The sequence below is a fragment of the Roseomonas sp. TS2 genome (assembly GCF_058833935.1).
Map to the genome: position 1 here is coordinate 1 of NZ_JCACVY010000181.1, position 8,920 is coordinate 8,920.

At 66.9% G+C, this 8,920-nt stretch carries 10 protein-coding genes; 8 read left to right on the forward strand and 2 right to left on the reverse strand.

What is annotated here, in order from left to right; translation table 11 throughout:
* The 7 genes from ACZJYS_RS20230 to ACZJYS_RS20260 all read left to right on the forward strand — a co-directional run.
* The coding region (locus ACZJYS_RS20230; RefSeq protein WP_493180098.1) for a phage tail sheath subtilisin-like domain-containing protein at positions 1–1,377 on the forward strand (1,377 nt) is incomplete at its 5' end.
* A gap of 3 nt (positions 1,378–1,380) precedes the next feature.
* Positions 1,381–1,749, forward strand: coding sequence for a phage tail tube protein (locus ACZJYS_RS20235; RefSeq protein WP_493180099.1), 369 nt, complete (start codon positions 1,381–1,383; stop codon positions 1,747–1,749).
* 2 nt (positions 1,750–1,751) lie between these two features.
* The gene (locus tag ACZJYS_RS20240) at positions 1,752–2,060 is read left to right on the forward strand and encodes a phage tail assembly protein (RefSeq protein WP_493180100.1); all 309 of its coding nucleotides are present in this window, start codon (positions 1,752–1,754) and stop codon (positions 2,058–2,060) included.
* Positions 2,061–2,186: 126 nt separating this feature from the next.
* On the forward strand, positions 2,187–4,151 hold the full coding sequence (locus tag ACZJYS_RS20245) for a phage tail tip lysozyme (protein WP_493180101.1): 1,965 nt from the start codon (positions 2,187–2,189) through the stop codon (positions 4,149–4,151).
* Entirely contained in the window at positions 4,148–4,909 is a 762-nt protein-coding gene (locus ACZJYS_RS20250; RefSeq protein ID WP_493180102.1) for a DNA circularization N-terminal domain-containing protein, read from the forward strand. Before ACZJYS_RS20245 ends, ACZJYS_RS20250 begins: the two co-directional genes overlap by 4 nt.
* Complete coding sequence (locus tag ACZJYS_RS20255) at positions 4,906–5,472, forward strand: hypothetical protein (RefSeq protein WP_493180103.1); 567 nt, start codon at positions 4,906–4,908, stop codon at positions 5,470–5,472. The genes ACZJYS_RS20250 and ACZJYS_RS20255 overlap by 4 nt, the downstream gene beginning before the upstream one ends.
* Positions 5,473–5,614: 142 nt before the next feature.
* A complete protein-coding gene (locus ACZJYS_RS20260; RefSeq protein ID WP_493180104.1) occupies positions 5,615–7,264 on the forward strand; it encodes a hypothetical protein in 1,650 nt (549 codons plus the stop codon).
* Positions 7,265–7,684: 420 nt separating this feature from the next.
* Here ACZJYS_RS20260 and ACZJYS_RS20265 read toward each other — a convergent pair whose 3' ends face one another.
* Positions 7,685–7,954, reverse strand: a complete 270-nt coding sequence (locus ACZJYS_RS20265; RefSeq protein WP_493180105.1) for a BrnA antitoxin family protein — start codon at positions 7,952–7,954, stop codon at positions 7,685–7,687.
* On the reverse strand, positions 7,905–8,186 hold the full coding sequence (locus ACZJYS_RS20270; RefSeq protein ID WP_493180106.1) for a BrnT family toxin: 282 nt from the start codon (positions 8,184–8,186) through the stop codon (positions 7,905–7,907). Before ACZJYS_RS20270 ends, ACZJYS_RS20265 begins: the two co-directional genes overlap by 50 nt.
* A gap of 80 nt (positions 8,187–8,266) precedes the next feature.
* On the opposite strand from ACZJYS_RS20270, the gene ACZJYS_RS20275 reads away from it, so the two are divergent.
* Positions 8,267–8,920, forward strand: a 654-nt coding sequence (locus ACZJYS_RS20275; RefSeq protein WP_493180107.1) for a phage baseplate assembly protein, incomplete at its 3' end; no start/stop codon positions are given.

The following is an 8,920-nucleotide window of genomic DNA, read 5'->3' on the forward strand; positions in this document are numbered from 1 at the left end:
CTGGTGATCGGGCAGATCACCGCCGCCGGCACCTTGCCCGCCGGCCTGCCGGTGATCGACCAGGGCGCCGAGTGGCGCCGCGGCGCCGCCGGTGCTGGCTCCGAGCTGGCCCGCATGGCGGCCGCCTATCGTCGGCGCGACAGCTTCGGCGAGCTGCACCTGCTGCCGCTGGCCGATGCCGGCGCCGGCGTTGCGGCCACGGGATCGGTGGCCTTCACCACCGCCGCCACGGCCGCTGGCACGCTGAACCTCTATGTGGGCGGCGAGCGGGTGCAGATGCTGGTGGTGCCGAGCCAGACGCCGGCGCAGCTGGCCACCGCCCTGGCGGCCGCCATCACCGCGCAGCCCGACCTGCCGGTGACCGCCGCGGCCGCGACGGGCACGGTGATGCTGACCGCCAAGAACAAGGGCCTCAACGGCAACCAGCTGCCGCTGATGCTGAACTACCGCGGCGCCGCCGGCGGCGAGGTCACCCCGGCCGGCCTCGGCGTCACGGTGACCCAGATGACGGGTGGCACCACCAACCCGGCGCTCGACGCGGCGCTGGCCAACCTGGGCGACCGGACGTTCGACTTCATCGTCTGCCCGTTCACCGACAGCGCCTCCCTTGCCTCCATCCGGGCCTTTTTGGCCGCGCGCTGGGCCTGGGACCGGATGCTGTACGGCCACGCCTTCGCGGCGACCGCCGGCACGCTGGGCGACGCCACCACCTTCGGCCTGGCGCAGAACGACCCGCACCTGACGGTGATGCCGGCCAATGGCAGCCCGACGCCGCCGGCGATCTGGGCCGCCAACCTGGTGGGCGCGCTCGCCGTCAGCCTGCGCGCCGACCCCGGCCTGCCGCTGCACGGCCTGCCGCTCGACGTGCTGCCCCCGCCGGCGGAGAAGCGCTTCACCATCGGCGAGCGCAACGTGCTGCTGTTCGACGGCATGAGCACCCACACGGTGGGCGACGATGGCACGGTCACCACCGAGACCATCATCACCACCTACCAGCGCAACGCCGCCGGCGTGGCCGATGACAGCCAGCTCTATGTCGAGCGGATGTTCGTGGTGATGGCGGTGATCCGCGACCTGCGAGCTTTCGTGACCACCACCTTCGGCCGCATGAAGCTGGCCGATGACGGCACCGGTGCCCGGCCGGGCTCGCGCATCGTCACGCCCAGCATCATCCGCGACGCGCTGCTCGGCCGGTACCGGTTCCTGGAGCGCCAGGGCCTGGTGCAGGACTACGAGGCCTTCGCCGCTGCGCTGGACGTCCAGCGCAATGCCTCCAACCGCTGCCGCGTCGACGGGCTGATCCCCATCGTGCCGATCGACCAGCTGCGCCAGTTCGCCGCGGTCGTGCAGCCCCGCAACTCCAGCCAGGGAACCTGATCCATGGCCGACAATTCGCGCCGCCTCGCAGGCCTCGTCTGGCTCTGGATCGAGGGCGTCGAGTACGAGGTGGTGTCGCAGCCGCAGTACGGCGTCTCCTCGGTTACGCGCGCCACGCTCGCCAGCATGCGCGGCATCAGCGGCTACTCCGAGACCCCCAAGCCGGGCTTCATCGCGGCGACGATCCGCGATGACGGCACCTTCAACGTCGCCGACTTCCAGGACATGACCAACGTCTCGGTCACCCTGCAGCTGGCGAACGGCAAGCGCATCAGCGGCACCGGCCTGTGGACGGTCGAGGCCGCCGAGGTGGACTCCACCGAAGCCACCTTCGCGGTGCGCTTCGAAGGCGAAGACGTGCGGGAGGGCTGATCGTGGACGACATCTACACCGACGAAGAAACCGTCATCGAGGAGAAGCCGCCGCTGCGGATCCGCTTCACCCCGTTCGAGGTCGGCGGCAAGACCTACGACAGCATCGTCGTCAGCGAGCCCACCGCCGGCCAGCTGCTGGCGATGGGCAAGCAGACCGAGGCGGTGCAGCAGATCCTGACGCTGATCTCGCTGAACGCCAGCATCCCCATGCCGGCGGCGCACCGTCTGCCGCAGCGGGTGATCGAGCGGGCCAGCGAGCACTTCGCGTCTTTTTCGCCGCCCTCCCTGGCGAAGGCTGGCGAGGGCTGATCTCCACCGTGACCCTAGCCTATGGCTGGGGTCCCTTCGAGGCGGAGAAGCTGCCCGTCACCCGCCTGCTCTGGTGGGCGCGCGAGGCGGTGCGGCTGAAGGCCGCGAAACCCGGAGAATCCTGACATGGCGGCCGCCGCCGGCACCCTCTCGGTCACGCTCAGCGCGGTCGACCGCATCACCGCGCCCATCGCCCGCATCACCGCGACTGTCACCCGCCTGCAGGGTCAGCTCGGCCAGGCCGGCAGCCGGCTGCGCAGCCTGAGCCAGTTCGACCGCCTCTCCGGCGCGGCGCGGCGCGTGGCGCATTCCATGGCGCAGATCGTCCCGCCGCTCTCCGCCATCACCGGCGCCGCCAGCATCGCCGGCGTCATCGGCCTGGCGAGCCGCTGGGCGGCCTTCTCCGCCCAGATGGGCACCACCGCCTACCGGGTGATGGCAACCGTCTCCAGCCTCACCGCGCTGCAGAATGCGGGGCGGCTGGCCGGCGTCTCGGCCGAGGCGGTGGCCCAGGGCCTGCAGGGCCTGGGCGATGCCCTCTCCGATGCGGTGGGCGGCCGCGACACCACGGCGCTGCAGTACCTTGGCCTGCTCGGTATCCGCATGCGTGATGCCGCCGGCCAGGCCCGCAGCGCGACCGATGTGCTGCCCGAGGTGGCGGACGGCATCGCCCGCATCGCCGATCCCCGCCTGCAGGCGCGGGTGCTGAGCGCGCTGCGCCTGCCCGAGGGCATGCTGCCCTTCCTCAAGGAGGGCTCGGCCGGCCTCCGCCGCTGGGAGCAGGATGCCCAGCGCTTTGGCGTCATCACCGAGCGCGGCGCGGAGATCGGGGCAAAGTTCGCCCAGACCCAGGAGCGCCTCAAGATGGCGGCCGAGGGGCTGGTCAACAGCGTCGCCCAGCGCCTAGCGCCAGTCATCGGCCCCATGCTGGAGCGGCTGACCGGCTGGATTGCCGCCAACCGCGAGCTGATCGCCCAGCGCGTCGAGGAGGTGGTCACCCGCCTCGCCGCGGCGGCCGAGCGCTTTGTCTCCGAGGGCGGGCTGCAGGACATCGCAGCGCGCATCGGCGACATCGTCACCGGCATCACCAGCATGGTGGAGGCGATGGGCGGCTGGGAAAAGGCCGCCATCGGCCTGGGCGCGGTGCTGACCGCCAACCTGGTTCTGCCGCTGGCCGCCATCGCCACCTCGCTCACCGCCATCGGCGCCTTTCGGGCGCCGGGCTGGATGGCCCGCATGATGGGCGGCGCGGGGCTCGGCGCGGCGGGCGCGATGGGCGCCGGGCTCTTTGGCGAACGTGCCATCAATGGCGCCCTCGGCCTCGACCATGAGGCTTATGCAGCCCAGCGCGAGCGGGGCCGGCAGGCGGGCTATGACCAGCTGACTGGCTGGCTCAGCGCCTTTGTGCAAGGCCTCCGGCGCAACACCACCCCCGGCGGCGGCGCCCAGCAGCGCTTTGGTGCCCGCGGCGGAGCGGCGTCCGGGGCCCTGCCCGGGCATGGCAACGAGGCGCCGGGCGACCGCCAGCGCCAGGCCTTTGCCTACTTCCGCAGCCAGGGCTGGTCAGCCGAGCAGGCTGCCGGCCTGGTGGCCAATCTGCGCCATGAGAGCGGTGCGGGGCTGAACCACCGCGCCGTGGGCGACGGCGGCGCCTCGCACGGCATTGCCCAGTGGCGGGATTCGCGCCTGCAGGATTTCCGCCTCTGGGCCGGCAAGGACATCCGTGAGAGCAGCTTCGAGGACCAGCTGGCCTTCGTGCAGCATGAACTGACCGCGGGCCGGGAGCGCGCGGCCGGCGATGCGTTGCGCGCCGCGCAGAGTGCCGCCGAGGCCGCCGCGACCGTCTCCCGCCGCTACGAGCGCCCGGCCCGGGCCGAGGCGGAGGCAGCCGCCCGCGCCAGCACCGCCGAGGGGCTGCTGCCACGCCTGCAAGGGCCGGCTGCGCCATCCGCTGCGGCGCCCGCCGCGGCGCCGCAGCGCATCGACCTGCGCATCTCCGGCCTGCCGGCCGGGGTGACCGCCACCACCACGACGCGCGACCCGAATGGCGGGGTGCGCGTCGAGCGCGCCATGCCGGGCAGCCTGCCATGAGCTGGCAGGACGCGCTGCGCCCGGCCACCTGGCGCGGCTTGCCCTTTGCGGTCTGGCACACCGACACCCAGGTGAGCCGCCGCGTGGCGCCGCACGAATACCCCTACCGCGACACCGCCTGGGTCGAGGATCTTGGCCGCGGCATGCGGCGCCTTTCCGTGCTGGGCTTCCTGGTCGGCGACGACTGCCTCGACCAGCAGGACCGCATGATCGAGGCGGCGGAGCGGGAAGGCCCGGGGGAGCTGATGCACCCAACCCTCGGGCTGCGCCAGGTCAGCCTGGTCAACCTCGCCACCACCTCGCGCCACGATCTGGGACGGGTGGTGGAGCTGTCCTTACAGTTCCTGGAGGCGGGCGAGCGGGTCTACCCGGAGTTCGGCCAGGATGGGCTCGCCTCCATCCTGGCCGCCGCCGACGCGGCGGATCAGGCGGCGGTGGGCGACTTTGCGGCCCAGGCCGGCGCGGCGCTGCGCCAAGGCGCGGCGGCGGCCGACCAGGCGCGGCGCACGCTGCGCGGCTGGACGTCGACCGTCACGCGCTTGTCGCTCGACGCGCGCAACCTACTCGGCGCAGCGAGTGGTCTGGTGCCAGGCGCCGACCGCGTGGTGAGCCGCTTCCTGACCGGCCCGAAGAGCCCGCTGGCGGCGCTGGACCGCGCCACCAACACCGTCAATGCCCAGCTCACCCGCGTGTCCCGCACGCAGCACGCGGTCGGCCAGGCGGTCAGCGACATCACCACCCTGGCGGATCGGCTATGAGCACCACCATCGACCTTGCGGAAGGCCTGCAGGACCTGGTCGCCACCCTGCGCGGCATCGCACCGGATCCAGCGGCGCAGATCACCTTGCTGGCGCCGCTGGCAAGGTTCACGCCCGGCGAGAGTCCTGGTGGCGGTACAGTGGGCAGAGCCATGGCCACCATGCAGGCGGCGGTGGGCGCAGCCTGCCGCCGCGCCGCGGTGGTCGCCATGGCGCGTGCCGCGGCCGCCAGCACCCCGGCTTCCTACGACGAGGCTGTGGCGCTGCGCGACCAGCTCTGCGGCCTGCTGGAGGCAGAGGAGCTGGTGGCCGGGGATCTTGGCGACGATGCCAGCCTCGCCGCACTGCGGGCGCTCCGCGGCGCGGTGCAGCAGGACCTGACGCGCCGTGCGGCGGATCTGGCGGCGCTGCGCACGGTCAGCGTGCCAGGGCCGCTGCCAGCGCTGGTGCACGCCTACCGGCTGTACCGCGACATCGACCGCGCTGAGCAGCTCGCGGCCTACGCCGACGCGGAGGACCTGAACTTCATGCCGCCGGTGTTTCAGGCACTCAACCGTGCTTAAACACGCGCTTTAATTCATCCCAGAGTTGATAATCTCAGATACTTGCAACTCTCTAAAATTTTGAGATCGTCTGAAGATCATGTGGCGTAGCTTACGCTGTAAAGCCGTTTGCGAGCGCATATGGCTGCCACATCCGGCCTAAATGGACACCATGCCAAAAATCATTGTCACCGATCTCAGCACGATGGCCGATGGAACACTCGGCGAGATGCTGCCGAATGGCTTCAGGCAGCTTGATGAGGGTGGCGTGATCCGCTGGAAGTTCACCCGTGAGGATGCAAGCGTTGTGTCATTCTGGGGGATGGCACCAGCCGGTGCGGACACAACCCTGACGAATTACCATCCTACGGGTTTTGGAGGGTGGATGGGAATAGGAGAGTACGAGACGATCGTTACTCTTACTCTGCGCGATGATAAACTGACTGCCATCTGGGATCAGGAGACATCGTGGATCATCCACAAGCACAAGGACTCGTCTGACACCTTCCTGGCTCCTGATGGGACGGAAGCCACAGCGGCCTACAAGTACAAGATCGCTGATAACGATCTACCCAACGTCACAGCCCGTTTGATGTCAGGCACGGAATCTAACAGCCCCAGCACACCAGAAGGCGGGGTGATGCGTTGGGTTTTTGAGCGAACAGATTTCTCGAAGGACATGGTGATAGAGGTCACTCCTCGGGATCTGAGCTATTTAAATGATGCGCTTCTTCCCAACCTGAATGACTGGGCAAAACCGACTTTTATCCATTTCAAGGCGGGTAGCACAGATCCTGTCTACCTCGACCTCAAGATGCCCGATGGAGACGTTTTCAACGTTGCGATAACGACTGCACTCAACTTCCGCCTGGGCCAGAATGTGACTGGAATCAAAGTTGAGGGAGTTGCTCAGGACCGGATTTCACAATCGCAGTATGGCGGCACCCAGATCACCCTCGATATCATCAACGATGATCCTGTTCCCGCCGTGTCTATCCGTGCGCTTCGTGACGCCATCTATGATACCGGCCAATCCTACGCTGAGTTCGAGGTAGTTCGTGACGGTGATATTCTGGGAAGCACCGCGGTAAAGATTGCATGGGAAGCCCGCAGTGCCTCCGGCGAAACGGTCACTCAGTACATCGACATGGATTTCAAGCTAGGCGACGTCCGGAAGACGATCAGTATGCTCGTCGGCGATCTTCCAGATGGAGTAGCCAGCGATGATCTGACGCTGCGGATTGTTGAAGCCACGAATACCTTAGGTAATGCTGCGCTGCCTCCCTGGAACACCGACATCATCAACCAGGAGTGCGCAACCGTCACCATCTTGAACAGGGACGGCTTCTTGGGCGATGAGGCTGCACGTTTTTACAACGCGGCCAACGGTGCGCACTTCCTGACAACCAGCGCTGCCGAGCGCAACCACGTCATGCAGACGATGCCTTCCATGACCTACGAGGGCGAAGGCTTCATCTCGATGAATGCCTCAGCCAAGGGCGCGGTCGCGGTCTGGCGCTTCTACGACATCTCGACCGGAAGCCACTTCTACACAGCCGATGTTGGTGAGCGTGACAACGTCACGGCGAATCTGCCGACCTTCCGAGCAGAAGGAACAGCATTCCATGCCTCGATGCAGGATGGTGCAGGTCTGACTGAGGTTTATCGCTTCCTTAACAGCCGTACCGGCGACCATCACTACACCAGCAGTGAGGCAGAGCGGGACGCTATCCTCGACGAACTGCCTGACTACGTCCTGGAAGGGGTGGCCTTCTATGTGCCCGACGACGTCAGTCGGGACCTCATCGGCTAGGCCACGTCATCTCTGACCCACTCAGAGGCCGTTTGGTAGGAGGTATCGATGTGGAATTTGATACGAAGTATTATTATTTTAATGGCTTTTATGAGTAGCGGAAACGCAAATACAAGCAGCGAAAATCCTGCAACTAGTTGCTTACGTGAGGATCATCATGAATTACTCTCCGACGTAGAAAATGATTTTAAAAATAGAAAACTTAGATCAAGACAGAAAACTGTTATAGAGAATGTTAATTTTAAGATCGACACTCTTAAGAAATTTGAAGATGTTATATCAGTACAATTCACAGCCCAATCGCTTGGAAAAGAAATCGGTCATTATGTGGCCATGTTCAACTGCTATGGCAGGATAGAATTTTCTATATTGAGTGAAGCGAAATAAAATTAGAGAATGCGCTCTTACACGTAGCGTGGTTCAGCTTGCTTTGGGCAGATCCAGCGCCTTGCGCAGGGCCGCATTGATCCGGCTCTGCCAGCGTGGCCCCGTCGCCCGCATGCGCTCGACCACATCCTGATCCAGGCGCAGCGTCACCTGCACCTTGGGATTGGCCACTGTGGGACGGCCGCGGCGGACCACCGTCTCGCCCTTCCGTACCTCGGCCTTGGCAAAGAACGCGTCGGTCAGCTCGGGCGCATCATCCGGGTCCACCCAGGTGGACGCGCCAGCGGTGTTCTTCTTTGGCATGGGCGTGCCTCATGGAAATGACCCGCCGCGCGGTGCCGCGGGGGGTCCAGACAAAGACCACGAGCCGGCTGTCCAGATAGCCCGCCGTGATGAAGCGGGCCTCACCGTAATCCATCCGGTCGTCGGGCACTGTGGCGTGCAGGCCCGCGAACACCTTCGCCGCATCCTGAAAGTCCAGTCCCCGCTCCTGCAGGGTCTTCTCTCGCTTGGCGGCGTCGAAGGTGATCCTCACCCATTAAACGTAGCTACATTTAACCCGCTCCGCAAGCGTGGCCGGCGCCCGCCGGCGACGCGGCACCCACAGGACATTCCATGCCCGACGATGGTGAGCTGACGCTCCTGGTCGAGGGCCGGCGGCTGTCGGGCTGGCAGGAGATCCGCGTCTCGCGCGGCATCGAGCGCTGCCCCAGCGACTTCGACATCACCCTGACCGAGCGCTTTCCCGGCGAGCTGGATGGCGTCACCGCGCGCCCCGGCAGCGCCTGCCAGGTGCTGCTCGGCCAGGATGTCGTGGTCACCGGCTACATCGACCGCTACTGCCCGAGCATCGACCGCAGCACGCACCGCCTGCGCGTGCTGGGTCGCGGCCGCTGCCAGGACCTGGTCGACTGCGCCGCCTGGCTGCGCGACGCCCACGGCCAGCTCATGCTGGCCAGCACCCAGGCGCTCGCCGCCCAGCTTGCCGCCCCCTTCGGCATCAGCGTCACCGCGCCCGATGGCGACGGCCTGACCGTGCCGCAGTTCAACGTCATCCTGACCGAGAGCCCGTGGGACATCATCGAGCGCGTCGCACGCCATTCCGCGTTGCTCGCCTATGAGGGCGCGGACGGCAACCTGATCCTGGCCCGCGCCGGCACCGACCGCATGGCCAGCGGCTTCCGCCAGGGCCTCAACGTCGAGGCCGCCTCCGCCGTCTTCGGCACCGACCAGCGCTTCAGCCTCTACGAGGTGGTCTGGCAATCGGTC